Here is a 15,732-nt window from a genome sequence, read left to right as displayed (position 1 = left end):
TGCTGCGCGTCTTCGACGAGGTGATGGCAGAGCGCAACCTCACGCGCGCCGCCCGCAACCTTGCAATCACCCAGCCGGCCGTGAGCAACTCGCTGCGCCGCCTGCGCGAACTGCTGGGCGACGAGCTCGTGCGGCGTTCCGGTGCGGGTGTGGAGCCCACGCCGCGTGCGCAAGCCCTCTGGCCGACCGTGCGCGACGCCTTGCGCCAGTTGCAGCACACGCTGGCGCCCGGTGAATTCGACGCCGGCACCGCCGACACGACCTTCCTGCTGGCCATGGCCGACGCCACGGCCGCCGAACTCATGCCGGGGCTGGTGAAGATTGCAGAAGAAGACGCGCCTGCCATTTCGCTGCGCGTGCTACCGCTGACCACACGCGACCCGCGCCGCATGCTGGAGCACGAAGAGGTCGACATGGCCGTCGGCTACTTTCCAGCGGTGATCGCGAGCCTGGCGGCGCGCGGCCAATCCGGGGTGGGGGTGCCGTTCGAGACCCAGCGGCTCTACCTGGGCCAATATGTATGTGTGATGCGGCGCGGCCATCCCCTGGCGGGGGCGCCGTTGACGCTCGACAGCTACTGCGCGGCGCGGCACCTGCTGGTGAGCTTTTCGGGCCGCCCCTATGGCTTCATCGACCAGACGCTGGGCGCCATGGGGCGCGAGCGGCGGATTGCGGTGACGGTGAACCAGTTCTTCACCGCCGGGCGCGTGGTCGCGAATTCAGACCTGCTGGCGGTCCTGCCGCGCCACTTCGTGAGCGTGACCGGCATCGAGGAGCAACTGGTGGTGCACGACCTGCCGTTCGACCAGCCGCCGGTGCACGTGGATGCCATCTGGCATCGGCGCGCCCAGCACGGGCATTCCCACGAGTGGCTGCGAACGGCGCTGTTGCGCTCGGCGGCCGCGGCGTTCGCGGGCTCGGTTCATGGACAGGCGTGACGTGCCCCCTTGAACCAGGTGCGCCGCTCGAGGCGGCGCGGGCCCGTCAGTTACCTGACGACGCTGAGCCAGGCGGAAGCCGCAGCACGCAGTTCTTGTGCGTGGTGCGCGCCACGGCCGGCACGGCTGTCGGCGCTTTCCATCAGCGCAGCGGCGTGGCTGGCGGGGGTCTGGGTCGGCGACGAACGGAAGAAACGGGCCACTTGGGCAAGAAGACTGAACATGACGGTGCGCGGCTTGTGGCTGCGACGGGGTTGATTAACGATGGATGTAGATTAAGGGTAATCCCTAGTAAAACAAGACCCAAGTTATGCATCTCACGCATGATGAGATTCACCTAGACTGATCCGACGATGAAGTTGCAACTGCTCTCCGACCTGCACCTGGAATCCCACCCGAGCTTTCATGCCGACCCCATTCCGGGCGCCGACCTGCTGGTGCTCGGGGGCGATATCGGCTCTTACCAGGAAGGCTCCCGCCTGACGGACACCGACTTCGGCCTGGGCCGCTTCTCGCCGCGCAACGACTGGCCGACGCCGGTGGTCTACGTGCCGGGCAACCACGAATACGACAACCTCGATTTCGACGCCACGCACGCGCGCCTGCGTGCGCTGTGCGAAGAACTCGGCATCCTCTGGCTGGAGCGCGAGACGCTGGTCATCGGGGGCATCCGCTTCATCGGCACTACGCTGTGGGCCGATTTCGACGCGCTGGTCGAGCCCCGCGACAGCCTTGCCGAAGCGCTCAAGAAGCGCGGCAAGGCGATGCGTGCGGCCGACTTCTACCTCGAGAAAATGGCTGGCACGCGAAACGGATTGCCCTTCATGGCGGCCGAAATGCGAGAGCAAGCGCTCACCTGCCAGACTTGGCTGCGCGACGCGCTGGCCCAGCCCTTCGACGGCACGACGGTGGCCATCACCCATTTCGCACCCAGCCTCGCGAGCGCCGATCCGCGCTACGGCCTCACGCCCGGTACCGCGGGCTTCTGCAATTCACTCGATGAGTTGCTGCCTCACGCGCAGCTGTGGCTGCACGGCCATCTGCATTGCCCGTTCGACTATGTAAAGGACGGCTGCCGCGTGGTCGCCAATCCGCTGGGCTACCGCAGCAACGGCGAACAAGAGGGCTACCAGCCCCAGCTGCTGATCGAGGTCCGCTGACCGGCTGCTTCGCCCGTCAGGCGCTGCGGCCCTTCGCCACGAGGCGAATGCCGGGCATGAGTTCGGCGGCGAGCTCGGGCCGTTCGAGCGCGTAGTCGAGGTTCATGCGCGCGATCTCGACATGCTCTTCGCCGAGCGCCTGCGCCCGCGAACCCTGGCCGCGCTCGATCGCCTGCACCATCGCGTGGTGCGTGCGGTGCGCCTGCCGCATCCATTGCTGGCCCTCTTCCATCGACGACTGCATGGGCAGCATCGCACTGGGCGCGGCAAAGGGCTGGCCGCCGAGCATGTCCATCACGCGCTTGAGCGCGAGGTTGCCGCAGCCTTCGAGGATCAGCTTGTGGAAGCGGTCGTTCATCTCGACGTACGCGGCGTAGTCGTCGATCTCCATGCTGGGCTTGTTGACGGCGCGGTCGCCCTCTTCCAGGCAGTCTTTCAAGTCGCGCAGCAACTGGCGCGACACGCCGTCTTCGGCCAGCAAACGGGCGGCAAAGCCTTCGATCACGCCGCGCACGCGGATCGCGTCGGCCACTTCCTGCGAGGTGAAGCGGCGCATCTGGTAGCCGCCGCTGGGCGACTGCTCGATCAGACCTTCGTGCTCGAGGCTGGCCAGCGCCAGGCGCACCGGCGTGCGCGAAGCCCCGAGCTTCTCGGCCAGCGGGATCTCGGCCAGCCGCTCTCCCGGCACGAATTCGCCCTTGAGGATCAGGTCGCGCAGTTGCACGAGCACGCGGGATTGTTGGGAGTCCATCGGGAGGCGCCAGGGCAGCAGGGAGAGGGATGAATGGGCGGATTCTAGGAGAAGCGCCCGCCGCTGCACGCAGCATAGCCAAGCGGGCGCGTTTGTTGCATGCAGTGCAAACATATGTGTGTCAAAAACCCACAAACACCCCAGAGTTAACCCTATATATGGCGCCTCGCAACCCCAAAACAGGGCGAGCAAGCCTATGAAAGTTTGACCTCTGTCAAAAATCACCAAGACAATGCATACAACTGCATGCAATGCCTGCAGGCCTTCTGACAAAGACCTCTCGATGGAGCCCGCACGATGATCAGCGCCGAGCAAAACGATTTCATCACCCGCGTCGGACCCGGCGCGCCCGCCGGCAAGCTGCTGCGCCGCTACTGGCAGCCGGTGGCCCTGGCCGACGAACTGGCGGGCCCGCGCCCGGTCAAGCCTGTGAAGCTCATGGGCCAGGACTTCGTGCTGTTCCGCGACGAGAGCGGCCAGCTCGGCATGCTCGACCGCGACTGCCCGCACCGCGGCGCCGACCTCGCCTTCGGCCGGCTCGAAAACGGCGGCATCCGCTGTGCCTTCCACGGCTGGCTGTTCGACGCCAAGGGCAACTGCCTGGAGACGCCGGCCGAGCCCGCCACCAGCAAGCTGTGCAGCCGCATCAAGCAGTCGGCCTACCCGGTGGTCGAGAAGGCCGGTGTGGTCTTCGCGTACATCGGCGAGGGCGAGCCCCCGGCCTTCCCCGACTTCGACTGCTTCGTCGCGCCCGACACCCACACCTTCGCGTTCAAGGGCCTGTTCGAATGCAACTGGCTGCAGGCGCTCGAAGTGGGCATCGACCCCGCGCACGCCTCGTACCTGCACCGCTTCTTCGAGGACGAAGACACGTCGGAAAGCTACGGCAAGCAGTTCCGCGGCGCCTCGGCCGACTCCGACATGCCCATCACCAAGGTGCTGCGCGAATACGACCGGCCCGACATCAGCGTCGAGCCCACCGACTACGGTTTCCGCCTCAAGGCGCTGCGCAAGCTCTCGGAAGACACCACCCACGTGCGCGTGACCAACGTGGTGTTCCCGCAGGCCTTCGTGATCCCGATGAGCGCCGAGATGACCATCTCGCAATGGCACGTGCCGGTCGATGACACGCACTGCTACTGGTACGCCGTGTTCACCAGCTTCACGGGCCCGGTCGACAAGCAGCAGATGCGCGACCAGCGCCTGAAGCTGTACGAGCTGCCCGACTACACCTCGCGCAAGAACAAGCGCAACAACTACGGCTTCAGCATCGAAGAGCAGCTGACCGAAACCTACACCGGCATGGGCGACGACATCAACGTGCACGACCAGTGGGCGGTGGAGTCGCAGGGCGCCATCCAGGACCGCACGCGCGAGCACCTGGGCAGCACCGACAAGGGGATCATTGCCTACCGCCGCGTGCTGGTGAAAGCCATCGAGGCCACGCTCGCCGGCGACAGCGCGCCGATGCTCATCGATGCCGCACAGGCCCGCGCCATGACCGGCCCGCCCTCGATCGACGGCATCGGCAAGGTCGTCGACGAAGCCGCCACCGAGGCCTACTGGCAGGACGCCGACCGCGCGCGCCGCCTGAAGTCCGACTGGGCCTCCGCACGGCTCACCGCCTGAGCACGCCGCCATGAGCAGCACCCACACCTTCGTCGACCGCTTCGGCCTCTGGTCCGACGACCAGCATGCGCAGGCGCGCGACCTCGTGCGCCGCATCGACAGCGGCGAGGTGGACACCGTCCGCTTCGCCTGGCCCGACCAGCACGGCCTGCTGCGCGGCAAGACGCTGGTCGCCAGCGAGGCGCGCTCGGCCCTGTGGGAGGGCGTGAACCTCACCTCCACCCTGCTGGCCAAGGACACCTCGCACAAGACCGTGTTCCCCGTGTTCACGCAGGGCGGCGGCTTCGCCATCGAGGGCCTGCAGGGCGGTGCCGACTTCACCATCGTGGCCGACCCCGCCACCTTCAAGGTGCTGCCGTGGGCGCCGCGCACCGGTTGGATCCTGTGCGACGCCTACATGGCCGACGGCCGGCCCTGCCCCTTCGCCACGCGGCAGATCCTGCAGCGCGCGGTGGCGCAGCTCGACGAACTGGGGCTGGACTTCATCGCCGGCCTCGAGGTCGAGTTCCACGTCTTCAAGCTCGAAGACGCGCGCATGGGCCTGGCCGACTCGGGCCAGCCCGGCGAACCGCCGCGCGTGTCGCTGCTGTCGCACGGCCACCAGTACCTGACCGAGCTGCGCTACGACCGCGTCGACGGCCTCATGGAGCTGCTGCGCTCGCAGCTCGTGGCGCTCGGCCTGCCGCTGCGCTCGCTCGAGATCGAGTTCGGCCCGAGCCAGTTCGAGCTCACCTTCGGCCCCACGGCCGGCGTGACGCCCGCCGACACCATGGTGCTGCTGCGCAGCGCCATCAAGCAGATCTGCCAGCGCGCCGGCCTGCACGCCACCTTCATGTGCCGCCCGAAGATCCCGAACGTGATGTCCAGCGGCTGGCACCTGCACCAGTCGCTGCGCCGCAAGAGCGACGGCGTCAACGCCTTCATGCCCGAGCCCGGCGGACGCGACCTCAGCGAGATCGGCATGCACTACCTCGGCGGCCTGAAGGCGCACGCCTGCGGCGCGGCGGCACTGGCCAGCCCGACGATCAACGGCTACCGCCGCTACCGCCCCTTCTCGCTGGCGCCTGACCGCGCGATCTGGGCCCGCGACAACCGCGGCGCGATGCTGCGCGTGCTCGGCGGCCCGGGGCAGAACGCCTCGCGCATCGAGAACCGCGTGGGCGAGCCGACGGCCAACCCGTACCTGTACCTTGCATCGCAGCTGTTCTCGGGCCTGGACGGCATCCGCCACCAGACCGACGCGGGCCCTTCGGCCGATGCGCCCTACGAAACACCGGCCGAGCAACTGCCGCGGTCGTTGAGCGACGCCCTCGCCTGCCTGCGCAAAGACGAGATGCTCAACGCGCAGATGGGCAAGGTCTTCGTCGACTACCTGTGCCACATCAAGGAAGCGGAAATCGCCCGCTTCAACCTCGAAGTCAGCGAGTGGGAACACCGCGAGTACTTCGACATGTTCTGAACCCCATGCCCACGATCCACTACATCCTCAAGGACGGCACCACGCGCGAGGTCGACGCCAAGGTCGGCGCCAGCGTGATGGAGACCGCCATCCGCGGCAACGTGCGCGGCATCGACGCCGAGTGCGGCGGCTGCTGCTCGTGCGCGACCTGCCACGTCTACGTCGACGACGCATTCCTCGAGTTGCTGCCGCCGCCCGACGACATGGAAAGCGCGCTGCTCGATGCCGTCGCGTCCGAGCGCCGGCCCGGTTCGCGCCTGAGTTGCCAGCTCAGCGTGAGCGCCGCGCTCGATGGCCTCACGGTGCGTGTGCCCGATACACAGGTCTGACCAGCGCGTCGGGCATCATCGCCCGCTGCCAAACATCCGGTTACAAGCCAGCGGCGCCCGCGCGGCGCATTCCACTCCCACAGAAAGGCGTTTTTTCATGACGACGACGATGACCAAGCGAACCCTCCTCTCGACCCTGCTGCTCGCCGGCCTCGGCATGGCGGGTGCTGCGCAAGCCCAGACCACCGAGCCGCTGCGCATCGGCCTCATCGCGACCTACTCCGGCCCCTACGCCGACTACGGCCGCCAGTTCGACGCCGGCATTGCGCTCTATCTGAAGGAGCACGGCGGCAAGGTGGGCGGGCGCACCGTCGAGATCGTCAAGAAGGACACCGCCGGCCCCGCGCCCGACGCCGCCAAGCGCATCGCGCAGGAACTCATCGTGCGCGACAAGGTGAGCATCCTCACCGGCCTGGACTTCAGCCCCAATGCGTACGCCGTGGGCGCCATCGCCACGCAGGCCAAGATCCCCACGCTGGTGATGAACGCCGCCTCTTCGGCCATCACCACCAGCTCGCCCTACGTGGCGCGCCTGTCGTTCACCGTGCAGCAGGTCACCGACCCGATGGCGCGCTACATGCTCAAGCAGGGCGTGAAGGACGCCTACACCGTGGTCGCCGACTACGCCTCGGGCGTCGATGCGGAAACGGCGTTCAAGAAGGCCTTCACCGCCGGCGGCGGCAAGGTCTCGGGCGAGGTGCGCACGCCGATGAACAACCCCGACTTCTCGGCCTACGTGCAGCGCATCAAGGACGCCAAGCCCCAGGCCGTGTTCTTCTTCTTCCCCTCGGGCGTGATGCCGCCGGCCTTCCTCAAGGTGTGGAAGGAGCGCGGCATGGAGCAGGCCGGCATCAAGCTCTTCGCCACGGGCGAGGCCACCGACGACAGCTACCTGGACGCCACCGGCGACGTGGCGCTCGGCCTCGTCACCAGCCACCACTACTCGTTCGCGCACAACTCACCGAAGAACCAGAAGTTCGTCAAGGACTTCGCCGCCGACAACGGCACCAAGCTGCGCCCCAGCTACTTCGCCGTGACCGCCTACGACACCATCGCCGCCATCGACCTGGCACTGGCCAAGACCAAGGGCGACACCGGCGGCGACAAGTTCATGGACGCGCTCAAGGGCCTGAGCTTCGAGAGCCCGCGCGGCCCGATCGAGATCGATGCCGCCACCCGCGACATCGTGCAGACCGTCTACATCCGCAAGACCGAGCGCGCCAATGGCCAGCTGGTGAACGTGGAGTTCGACAAGTTCGAGCGCGTCAAGGACCCGGCCAAGGAAGCCGCCGCCGCCAAGTAAGCCAACGCCAGCCAACGCCAGCACGCAGCAGCAGCAAGCAGGAAATTCATGGGTATCGTGATCTTCGATGGAGTGGCCTACGGCATGCTCCTGTTTCTCATCGGCGTGGGCCTGTCCATCACGATGGGACTCATGAATTTCGTCAACCTCGCGCACGGCAGTTTCGCGATGGTCGGCGGCTACGCGGCCAGCGTGCTCATGAACCAGTGGGGCCTGGGCTTCGGGCTCTCGCTGGCTGCGGCCTTCGTGGCCGCGGCGCTGGTGGGCGCGGTGCTGGAGTTCGTGTTCTACCGGCGGCTGTACCGCGCGCACCCGCTCGACCAGGTGCTGCTGTCGATCGGCGTGGTGTTCGTCTCGATCGCCGCGTTCACCTACTTCTTCGGCCCGACGATGCAGCCCTTCACACTGCCCAAGGCGCTCGAAGGCCAGGTGTCGCTGCTCGGCCTCGAGGTGGGCCGCTACCGCCTGTTCCTGATCGGCTGCGGCGTGGCCGTGCTGGTCGCGCTGCTGCTGGGCCTGGGCAAGACGCGCTACGGCGCGATGGTGCGTGCCGCGGTCGACAACCAGCGCGTGGCGGGCGGCACGGGCATCCACGTGCAGCGCCTGTTCTTTCTGACCTTCTCGCTGGGCTGCGGCCTGGCGGGCCTGGGCGGCGCGCTGAGCCTGGGCATGCTGGGGCTGGAGCCGTCGTTCCCGCTCAAGTACCTCGTCTACTTTTTGATGGTGGTGTGCGTGGGCGGTGCGGGCACCGTCACCGGGCCCTTCATTGCGGCGCTGCTGGTCGGCATCGTCGACGTGGCGGGCAAGTACTACCTGCCTGAAACGGGCGCCTTTCTCATCTACGTGTTCATGATCGTCATGCTGCTGGTGCGCCCGAACGGCATCGTCGCCAAGAAGGGGCTCGCATGAAGCCGCTGAGCCTCTCTCCTGCGCAACTGCGCGGGGCCGAAATCGCCTTCTGGCTCGCGCTCGCATCGAGCTTTTTCCTGCTGCCCGACAAGCTCACGCTGATGAGCCAGATCATGATCTTCGGGCTCTTTGCCGTGTCGCTCGACATGGCGCTGGGCTACGCGGGCATCCTCACCGTGGGCCACGCCGCCTTCTTCGGCGCGGGCGCGTACGCGGCCGGCCTGCTCGCCAAGTACGGCTGGAGCGAGCCCTTCACAGGCCTGCTGTTCGCGCTCGCCGTGTGCGCCCTGGTGGGCTACGTGCTGAGCTACCTCGTGGTGCGCGGCGCCGACCTCACGCGGCTGATGATCACCATCGGCGTGTGCGTGCTGCTGTTCGAGCTGGCCAACCGGCTCTCGGGCATCACGGGCGGCACCGACGGCCTGCAGGGCGTGGTGATCGCGCCCGTGCTCGGCCTGTTCGACTTCGACCTCTACGGCAAGACCGCGTTCGGCTATGCCTTCGGCGTGGTGCTCGCGATGTTCCTGCTCGTGCGGCTGGTGCTGCGCTCGCCCTTCGGCCTCGCGCTGCGCGGCATCCACGACAGCCGCAAGCGCATGACGGCCATCGGCTCGCCGGTGGAAGCGCGGCTGCGCATGGCCTACGCGATGTCGGCCGCGGTGGCCGGCGTGGCGGGCGCGCTGCTGGCGCAGACCACGCAGTTCGTCGGCATCGAGTCGATCAGCTTCAACCGCTCGGCCGAAGTGCTCATCATCCTCGTGCTCGGCGGCACCGGGCGGCTGTACGGCGGCCTCATCGGCGCCATCGTCTACATGCTGGTGCACGACTGGTTCGCCGACATGAACCCGCAGTACTGGATGTTCTGGCTCGGCATCTTCCTGATCGCGGCCGTCATGCTGGGACGCGGCGGGATCATGGGCGCGCTCTCGCGCGTGGTTCGCACGGGGAAGGCGCAATGACTTCCTCCACCACCACGAACACCACGCACGCCCTGCGCACGCAGAACCTGGGCATCCGCTTCGGCGCCTTCCAGGCCGTGAGCGAGGTCAACCTGTCGCTCGAACCCGGTGCGCGGCAGGCGCTGATCGGCCCCAACGGCGCCGGCAAGACCACGCTCATCAACCTGCTCACGGGCGTGTTCAAGCCCACGAGCGGATCGATCCGCCTGGGCGAGCGCGACATCACGCGGCTGCCCGGCGACAAGCGCGCCCGCATGGGGCTGGCGCGCACCTTCCAGATCAACACGCTGTTCCCCAGCCTCACGCCGCTGCTGTCGGTGGTGCTCGCCATCAGCGAGCGCGAAGGGCTGGGCGCCACGTGGTGGCGGCCGCTCAAGGGCTGCACCGCCGTGTTCGACGAAGCGCATGCGCTGCTGGCCACGCTGAAGCTCGACGCCCTGGCCGACGTGCCCGTGGCCGAGCTGGCCTACGGCAAGCAACGGCTGCTCGAGATTGCGCTGGCGCTCGCAGCCAAGCCCCGCATCCTGCTGCTCGACGAGCCCGCCGCCGGCGTGCCGCAGGACGAGAGCGGCGAACTCTTCGAAGCCATCGCGGCGCTGCCGGCGGACATCAGCGTGCTCTTCATCGAACACGACATGAAGCTCGTGTTCCGCTTTGCGCGCCGCATCTCGGTGCTGGTGGGTGGACGCATCCTCACCGAAGGCACGCCCGCCGAGATCGGCGCCGACCCGCGCGTGCGCGAGGTCTACCTGGGAAGCTCGCACCACCATGGCTGACACCGACACCGCCGCACTCGCCTTCGACTGCGTCACCGCCGGCTACGGCAACGCCGTGGTCCTCGACCGCCTCGACTTCTCGCTGCGGCCCGGCGAAAGCCTGGCCATCCTCGGGCGCAACGGCGTGGGCAAGACCACGCTGCTCGAAACGCTGATGGGCAACACCCGCGTGATGCAGGGCACGATCCGCTGGCAGGGCGCCGACATCACGCGCTGGCCTTCGCACCAGCGCGTGCGCGCCGGGCTGGGCTGGGTGCCGCAGGAGCGCGAGGTGTTCCCGTCGCTCACGGTGGAAGAAAACCTCACGGTGATCGCCCGCCCCGGCAGCTGGACCTTGCAACGGGTTTATGAATTCTTTCCGCGCCTGCGTGAGCGGCGCGGCAACTACGGCAACCAGCTCTCGGGCGGCGAGCAGCAGATGCTGGCCATCGGCCGCGCGCTCATGACCAACCCGAAGCTGCTGCTGCTCGACGAGCCCATGGAAGGCCTCGCGCCGATCATCGTGGAAGAGCTGGCGGCAGCCATCCGGCGCCTGTGCGAATCGGAAGGCCTGGCCTCGATCGTGGTGGAGCAGCACCCGGTGCTGGCGCTCGACATGACGCACCAGGCGATCGTGCTGGAGCGCGGCACCGTCGTGCATGCGGGCCCGAGCGCGGCGCTCGCGGCGGACAAGGAACTGCTCGAAGGCTTGCTGGGCGTCGGCATCGCCGAGGCGCCGGCCGATTGAACCGTCAGGCCAGCAGACCGATCTTCCTGGCGCCGGCAAAGAAACGCCACGACGCCAGCCCCCCGGCGATCAGGCTCACGCCCCACGACAGCCACAGGCAGGTGTAGAGGATGAAGGCCAGGCCGACGTCCACCACGCGTGAGAGGAAGGTTGTGTCCTTCCCGAACAGCACATGGGTGCCCAGGCCCCACCACACGAAGTACGGCAGCACCGCCAGGCACAGGCCGTAGACGAGGCTCGCCGCCAGCGGCCCGAGGTGCTCACGCAGCACGGCCCAGCGCACGAGGAAGAACAGGGCCAGGTCCAGCAGCACCAGGGCCAGCAGGCCGAGGCCCAGGATGAGTTCGAGGGTCATGGCCGCACTGTAAGCACGCTCACCGAGAAAGGTGCCGCGCTGGCGACGGCGTACCGGCAGGCGCTACCGCACGCCGCAGCGCGCGGTACGCCTCACCGGCATCAGCTCAGCATCTGCCCGCGGCTGCCGATCACGGCCACGTCCACGAACTGGCCGCCTTCGCGGTTCGAGCGGCCGTAGTTGATCTTCACGCCGCCGAGGTCGAAGTTCTCGATGCTCGCCATGCCGCCGAGCACGGCGGCGCGCGTCGGCGAGGGGCCGGCGCGGCGCAGGCCTTCGGCCAGCACGGCGGCGTTCATGTAGCCCTCCAGGCTGGTCAGCGAGAAGTCCTTGGTGCCGTTGGCGGTCATGTCGGCCTGGTAGCGGCGCACGATCTCGAACTTGGTCGAGTACGGCGACGGAACCACGATCACGAAGCCCAGGCCGCGTGCCAGGTCGCCCATGGCCGACAGCGCGCTGGCCGTGATCGACAGGCCGTAGGCCGAGCTGCTGTTGCCCGCGCCGCGCAGCGCCTTCAGGAACACCGGCGCCGTGCCGGCCAGGCCGACCACCACCACCTGCGGCTTGGCCTTGGCGATGGCTTCGGCGGCCGGGCCCACTTCCATGCTCGTGGTGTTGGGCGTGGTGGCGATCACCGCCGGCTCCAGCTTGGCCTTGGCCAGCGCGTTCTTGAACGCCGCCAGCACCGACTGGCCCAGCGGGTCGTTCGAATGCACGAGGCCAATGCGGGTCTGGCCCAGCACGGCGGCCGTGCTCACCAGCTTGTCGACCTCCTGGTCGTAGTTGGCGCGCACCCAGAAGGTGTTGGGCGAGGTCTTCTTGCGCAGCGCGATGGTGCCGGTGATCGGGCCGACCACGGCCATGCCGGGCACCGCGTCCATCACCTCGGCGGTCTGGCGCGTGCCAAGCGGGTGCACCAGCGCGAGCACCGAGCTGTCTTTTTCGAAGGCCAGCGCGTTGGCCTTGGCCACGTCGGGCTTGAAGGTGTCGTCGGCCATCACGAGTTCGACCTTGCTGCCGTGCAGGCCGCCGGCCTTGTTCAGCGCATTGAAGAATGCGCTGGAGCCCTGGTACAGCCCCTGGCCGTTGGCCTTTTCCACGCTGCTGTTGTCGAAGGTCGTCCCGATGCGGATCGCACGGTTCTGCGCGAACGCCGGAAATCCCAGCCCGACGCCGGCCGCGGCGGCCGTCGTGGCGGCCAGCCCGGAAAGGGCGCGGCGGCGGCTGGTGGAAAGCGGCGCGGTCGACTCGCGCGGCACGGGGACGGTCATGATCAAAGCCTCCAATAGTCGGTGACAAAAGCTCACATTTCAAACAGAAATGTAACGCACCTCGCTGGATCGGTCATGACAAACCCGAATGCCTAGAGCAACTCCTCGCCCACGATGGGCAGCAGCAGCCAGTTCTTGAAGCGCAGCCAGAGGAACTCCCCGGGTTCGTCCTCGTGCACGATGTCCCCGCCGGCATCGTCGTATTCCAGCCACTGCACGCGCCGCCCGCCGGGCGCAAGCCGCAGCCGGTAGCCCAGGTTGACGCGCTCGCCGTGCATGAGCTTGTCGTAGTCCTGCACCAGCCGCGGGCTGTCGATGAGCAGGCCCATTTCGGTGTTGACGGCAGCTGAGCGGTGGTCGAGGTTCATCGAGCCGACGAAAAAGCGCTCGTTGTCCAGGATGGCCAGCTTGGCGTGCAGCCGGCTGATCGACTTGCCGAAATCGCCGAAGCGCCCCGAACGCCCGGTGAGCGTGGGCGCGATCTCGAAGATGGTGACGCCGATCTTCAGCATGTCGGCGCGATAGCGCTCGTAGCCCGCGTAGGCCAGCGGCTCGTCGGTGGCGCCCAGCGAGTTGGTGACCACCGTGATGCGCCCGCCGCGCTCGATGGCCGTCTTCATCATCGCCATGCCGCGCGCGCCCGGAATGAAGTACGGCGAGCCGATCTTCACCTCGTGCCTGGCCGCCTGGATCACGCCGAGCGCGCCCTCGGTCACGCTGCCGCCGTAGGCCGCCTCGGCCTTGCGCGTGATCTTGTCGGGGTCGTCCACGAACAGCGTGGCGCTGGCCCAGTAGCGGTCGATGCGGCCGGTGGTGAGCTGCTCGCCGAGCGGCGACTTTCCCAGCACGTCGCGCTGCTGCATGGGCACGTCGGGCACGGCCGCGCGCGCCAGGGCGTCGAAGCGCCGCTGGGCTTCCTCGACCGGCAGGCGCCGCGGCACGATGCGCTCGATGGGCCAGGCGTGGTCGCTGTTCCAGTAGCGGTCGAAGCCTTCGGACATGCGGCGCACGATCGGGCCGCTGGAGAGCACGTCCATGTCGATGAAGTTCGCCGCCGTGCTGCGCATGAAGTACTCGTTGGCGATGTTGCGCCCGCCCGAAACCGCGAAGCTGTTGTCGGCCACCAGCAGCTTGTTGTGCATGCGGTGGTTGATGCGGCGGAAGTCGCCCAGCGACAACAGCAGCCGCGCCGGCAGCGACGCCGCGCGCGAAGGCAGCGGATTGAACAGCCGCACCTCGATGTTCGGAAAGGCCGACAGGCTGCTGAACACCTCGTCCTCGCCGCCCGCGTAGAGGTCGTCCACCAGCAGCCGCACGCGCACGCCGCGCGCGGCGGCCTCGCGCAGCTCCTTGAGAAACAGCAGGCCGACGTCGTCGTTGCTGATGAGGTAGTACTGCACGTCGAGCGACTTCTCGGCGTGCCGCGCCAGCGAGATGCGCGCGTCGAACGCGAACGCCGCCTCGGGCAGCAGCCGGAAGCCCGACAGCGGCACCGCGCTGCCTTGCGGCGCGTCCTTGGCGGCCAGCCGGCCCAGGTCGGTGTCGGCCACGTCGGTGACCGCGCTCGTGAGCACCGGGTGCGGCTGCGACGGCGGCAGGCTGGCGCAGCCCGCGAGCCAGGCGATGGCCAGCCCCATCGACACCAAGGCGACGAAGCGACGGAGGCGGGAGAGCGCGGCGGCCATGGGTCGCACTGTAGCTCCGCCCTATGATCAACGGCACATACAGCAGCCAACGAAAAGAAGGAAAAAACGCGTGCTCAATGGGTTGTGGCTGGGGTTCTTCGGGATGGCGGCGCTCGCCGCGCTGGGACGGTGGCTCGTCGGCGGCGACCCGACCGTGTTCGCGGCGCTGGTCGAAAGCCTGTTCACGATGGCGCGGCTGGCCGTCGAGGTGATGGTGCTGCTGTTCGGCACGCTCACGCTGTGGCTGGGCTTCCTGCGCATCGCCGAAGCCGCCGGCCTCGTCGGCTGGCTCGCGCGCCTGCTCGGTCCGCTGTTCCGGCGCCTCATGCCGGGCGTGCCGGCCGGGCACCCGGCGCTCGGGCTCATCACGATGAACTTCGCCGCCAATGCGCTGGGGCTGGACAACGCCGCCACCCCCATCGGCCTGAAGGCCATGCGCGAACTGCAGCGCCTGAACCCCGACCCCGTGACGGCCACCAACGCACAGATCCTGTTCCTGGTGCTCAACGCCTCGTCGCTGACCTTGCTGCCCGTCACCATCTTCATGTACCGGGCGCAACAGGGCGCGAGCGACCCGACGATGGTGTTCCTGCCGATCCTGCTGGCCACGAGCGCGTCGACGCTGGTGGGCCTGCTCACGGTGGCGGTGGCGCAGCGCCTGCGGCTGTGGGACCCGGTGGTGCTGGCCTACCTCGTGCCGGGCGCGCTGCTGCTGGGCGGCTTCATGGCGCTGCTGGGCACGCTGTCGGCCGCGGCCATCGCTTCGCTGTCGTCGCTGCTGGGCAACCTCACCTTGTTCAGCGTGATCATCGTGTTCCTGGCGGCCGGCGCGATCCGGCGCGTCAAGGTCTACGAGACCTTTGTCGAAGGCGCGAAGGAAGGCTTCGACATCGCGAAGAACCTGTTGCCGTACCTCGTCGCGATGCTGTGCGCCGTGGGCGTGCTGCGCGCCTCAGGCGCCCTCGACTTCGCACTCGACGGCCTGCGCTGGCTGGTGCAGGCGGGCGGCTGGGACGCACGCTTTGTCGACGCGATGCCGACGGCGCTCGTCAAACCCTTCTCGGGCAGCGCGGCCCGCGCGATGCTCATCGAGACCATGAAGACCCAAGGGGTCGACAGCTTCCCCGCGCTGGTGGCCGCCACCATCCAGGGCAGCACCGAGACCACGTTCTACGTGCTGGCGGTGTACTTCGGCGCGGTGGGCATCCAGCGCGCGCGGCATGCGGTGGCGTGTGCGCTGCTGGCCGAGCTGGCGGGGGTGGTGGCCGCCATTGCGGTCTGCTACTGGTTCTTCGGATAGCTCAGGGTCATTCAGGGCGACGCTCCCGCCGACGCGGTACCTTGCTCCGCGAATGTCCCCCGCCTTCGGCTCCTCCTTGATTTCGCTGCGCAAGGCACCCCATCGACGTGAGCGTCATCAGTGCGGTCGTTGATCGGGCCAGCACAACGAGAGCGCCCAGTGTGCGCAGGACACTGGGTGC

At 68.1% G+C, this 15,732-nt stretch carries 16 protein-coding genes (1 of these 16 cut by a window edge); 11 read left to right on the top strand and 5 right to left on the bottom strand.

What is annotated here, in order from left to right; all coding sequences use genetic code 11:
* Window positions 1-938: the 3' portion of a LysR family transcriptional regulator gene (locus tag RZE79_RS00940; RefSeq protein WP_153281232.1), read on the top strand. 34 nt of this gene lie to the left of the window's left edge; only the last 938 of its 972 coding nucleotides appear in the window; its start codon lies beyond the left edge, outside the window; it ends in the stop codon at window positions 936-938.
* Window positions 939-988: 50 nt separating this feature from the next.
* On the opposite strand, the gene RZE79_RS00935 is transcribed toward RZE79_RS00940, so the two are convergent.
* Window positions 989-1,162, bottom strand: a complete 174-nt coding sequence (locus RZE79_RS00935; protein WP_180288618.1) for a hypothetical protein — start codon at window positions 1,160-1,162, stop codon at window positions 989-991.
* A 129-nt stretch (window positions 1,163-1,291) separates the two neighbouring features.
* On the opposite strand from RZE79_RS00935, the gene RZE79_RS00930 reads away from it, so the two are divergent.
* Window positions 1,292-2,098 (top strand): metallophosphoesterase, encoded by an 807-nt coding sequence (locus RZE79_RS00930; RefSeq protein ID WP_319358573.1) that lies wholly within the window; start codon window positions 1,292-1,294, stop codon window positions 2,096-2,098.
* 16 nt (window positions 2,099-2,114) lie between these two features.
* Here the strand turns inward: RZE79_RS00930 and RZE79_RS00925 are convergent, their stop codons facing one another.
* A complete protein-coding gene (locus tag RZE79_RS00925; RefSeq protein WP_153281234.1) occupies window positions 2,115-2,849 on the bottom strand; it encodes a GntR family transcriptional regulator in 735 nt (244 codons plus the stop codon).
* A gap of 297 nt (window positions 2,850-3,146) precedes the next feature.
* On the opposite strand from RZE79_RS00925, the gene RZE79_RS00920 reads away from it, so the two are divergent.
* The 8 genes from RZE79_RS00920 (at window position 3,147) to RZE79_RS00885 (ending at window position 10,940) form a co-directional block, all read left to right on the top strand.
* On the top strand, window positions 3,147-4,478 hold the full coding sequence (locus RZE79_RS00920) for an aromatic ring-hydroxylating dioxygenase subunit alpha (protein WP_319358572.1): 1,332 nt from the start codon (window positions 3,147-3,149) through the stop codon (window positions 4,476-4,478).
* A gap of 10 nt (window positions 4,479-4,488) precedes the next feature.
* The gene (locus RZE79_RS00915) at window positions 4,489-5,937 is read left to right on the top strand and encodes a glutamine synthetase family protein (RefSeq protein WP_319358570.1); all 1,449 of its coding nucleotides are present in this window, start codon (window positions 4,489-4,491) and stop codon (window positions 5,935-5,937) included.
* Window positions 5,938-5,942: 5 nt separating this feature from the next.
* Window positions 5,943-6,266, top strand: coding sequence for a 2Fe-2S iron-sulfur cluster-binding protein (locus RZE79_RS00910; RefSeq protein ID WP_062470484.1), 324 nt, complete (start codon window positions 5,943-5,945; stop codon window positions 6,264-6,266).
* Between the two features lie 97 nt (window positions 6,267-6,363).
* Window positions 6,364-7,569, top strand: coding sequence for an ABC transporter substrate-binding protein (locus RZE79_RS00905; RefSeq protein ID WP_319358569.1), 1,206 nt, complete (start codon window positions 6,364-6,366; stop codon window positions 7,567-7,569).
* Window positions 7,570-7,617: 48 nt separating this feature from the next.
* Window positions 7,618-8,478 (top strand): branched-chain amino acid ABC transporter permease, encoded by an 861-nt coding sequence (locus RZE79_RS00900; protein WP_192194390.1) that lies wholly within the window; start codon window positions 7,618-7,620, stop codon window positions 8,476-8,478.
* Window positions 8,475-9,437 (top strand): branched-chain amino acid ABC transporter permease, encoded by a 963-nt coding sequence (locus RZE79_RS00895; RefSeq protein ID WP_319358567.1) that lies wholly within the window; start codon window positions 8,475-8,477, stop codon window positions 9,435-9,437. Before RZE79_RS00900 ends, RZE79_RS00895 begins: the two co-directional genes overlap by 4 nt.
* Entirely contained in the window at window positions 9,434-10,213 is a 780-nt protein-coding gene (locus RZE79_RS00890) for an ABC transporter ATP-binding protein (RefSeq protein WP_319358566.1), read from the top strand. The genes RZE79_RS00895 and RZE79_RS00890 overlap by 4 nt, the downstream gene beginning before the upstream one ends.
* On the top strand, window positions 10,206-10,940 hold the full coding sequence (locus RZE79_RS00885) for an ABC transporter ATP-binding protein (protein ID WP_319358564.1): 735 nt from the start codon (window positions 10,206-10,208) through the stop codon (window positions 10,938-10,940). The genes RZE79_RS00890 and RZE79_RS00885 overlap by 8 nt, the downstream gene beginning before the upstream one ends.
* Before the next feature lie 4 nt (window positions 10,941-10,944).
* On the opposite strand, the gene RZE79_RS00880 is transcribed toward RZE79_RS00885, so the two are convergent.
* From RZE79_RS00880 to RZE79_RS00870, 3 genes are all read right to left on the bottom strand, one after another.
* Window positions 10,945-11,295 carry a hypothetical protein gene (locus RZE79_RS00880; protein ID WP_319358563.1) on the bottom strand — a complete coding sequence of 117 codons (351 nt, stop codon included), beginning with the start codon at window positions 11,293-11,295 and terminating at the stop codon, window positions 10,945-10,947.
* Window positions 11,296-11,396: 101 nt separating this feature from the next.
* Window positions 11,397-12,566, bottom strand: coding sequence for an ABC transporter substrate-binding protein (locus RZE79_RS00875; RefSeq protein ID WP_153281242.1), 1,170 nt, complete (start codon window positions 12,564-12,566; stop codon window positions 11,397-11,399).
* A gap of 92 nt (window positions 12,567-12,658) precedes the next feature.
* Window positions 12,659-14,251 (bottom strand): phospholipase D family protein, encoded by a 1,593-nt coding sequence (locus RZE79_RS00870; protein ID WP_319358562.1) that lies wholly within the window; start codon window positions 14,249-14,251, stop codon window positions 12,659-12,661.
* Between the two features lie 70 nt (window positions 14,252-14,321).
* On the opposite strand from RZE79_RS00870, the gene RZE79_RS00865 reads away from it, so the two are divergent.
* Window positions 14,322-15,551, top strand: a complete 1,230-nt coding sequence (locus tag RZE79_RS00865) for a nucleoside recognition domain-containing protein (protein WP_319358561.1) — start codon at window positions 14,322-14,324, stop codon at window positions 15,549-15,551.
* The last annotated feature ends 181 nt before the right edge of the window (window positions 15,552-15,732 follow it).

This window comes from Variovorax sp. EBFNA2 (assembly GCF_033802765.1).
GTDB classification, from domain to species: Bacteria; Pseudomonadota; Gammaproteobacteria; order Burkholderiales; family Burkholderiaceae_C; genus Variovorax; species Variovorax paradoxus_H.
The sequence above is the reverse complement of the archived record's forward strand: the minus strand, read 5'-3'. Positions and strand labels throughout refer to the sequence as shown.

What these genes read in the sequence shown, in the direction of transcription:
- RZE79_RS00905 (WP_319358569.1), top strand. Translation starts at nt 6,364, where the DNA reads ATGACGACGACGATGACCAAGCGAACCCTCCTCTCGACCCTGCTGCTC.
- RZE79_RS00910 (WP_062470484.1), top strand. Translation starts at nt 5,943, where the DNA reads ATGCCCACGATCCACTACATCCTCAAGGACGGCACCACGCGCGAGGTC.
- RZE79_RS00915 (WP_319358570.1), top strand. Translation starts at nt 4,489, where the DNA reads ATGAGCAGCACCCACACCTTCGTCGACCGCTTCGGCCTCTGGTCCGAC.
- RZE79_RS00935 (WP_180288618.1), bottom strand. Translation starts at nt 1,162, where the DNA reads ATGTTCAGTCTTCTTGCCCAAGTGGCCCGTTTCTTCCGTTCGTCGCCG.
- RZE79_RS00895 (WP_319358567.1), top strand. Translation starts at nt 8,475, where the DNA reads ATGAAGCCGCTGAGCCTCTCTCCTGCGCAACTGCGCGGGGCCGAAATC.
- RZE79_RS00880 (WP_319358563.1), bottom strand. Translation starts at nt 11,295, where the DNA reads ATGACCCTCGAACTCATCCTGGGCCTCGGCCTGCTGGCCCTGGTGCTG.
- RZE79_RS00890 (WP_319358566.1), top strand. Translation starts at nt 9,434, where the DNA reads ATGACTTCCTCCACCACCACGAACACCACGCACGCCCTGCGCACGCAG.
- RZE79_RS00900 (WP_192194390.1), top strand. Translation starts at nt 7,618, where the DNA reads ATGGGTATCGTGATCTTCGATGGAGTGGCCTACGGCATGCTCCTGTTT.
- RZE79_RS00875 (WP_153281242.1), bottom strand. Translation starts at nt 12,566, where the DNA reads ATGACCGTCCCCGTGCCGCGCGAGTCGACCGCGCCGCTTTCCACCAGC.
- RZE79_RS00920 (WP_319358572.1), top strand. Translation starts at nt 3,147, where the DNA reads ATGATCAGCGCCGAGCAAAACGATTTCATCACCCGCGTCGGACCCGGC.
- RZE79_RS00870 (WP_319358562.1), bottom strand. Translation starts at nt 14,251, where the DNA reads ATGGCCGCCGCGCTCTCCCGCCTCCGTCGCTTCGTCGCCTTGGTGTCG.
- RZE79_RS00925 (WP_153281234.1), bottom strand. Translation starts at nt 2,849, where the DNA reads ATGGACTCCCAACAATCCCGCGTGCTCGTGCAACTGCGCGACCTGATC.
- RZE79_RS00930 (WP_319358573.1), top strand. Translation starts at nt 1,292, where the DNA reads ATGAAGTTGCAACTGCTCTCCGACCTGCACCTGGAATCCCACCCGAGC.
- RZE79_RS00885 (WP_319358564.1), top strand. Translation starts at nt 10,206, where the DNA reads ATGGCTGACACCGACACCGCCGCACTCGCCTTCGACTGCGTCACCGCC.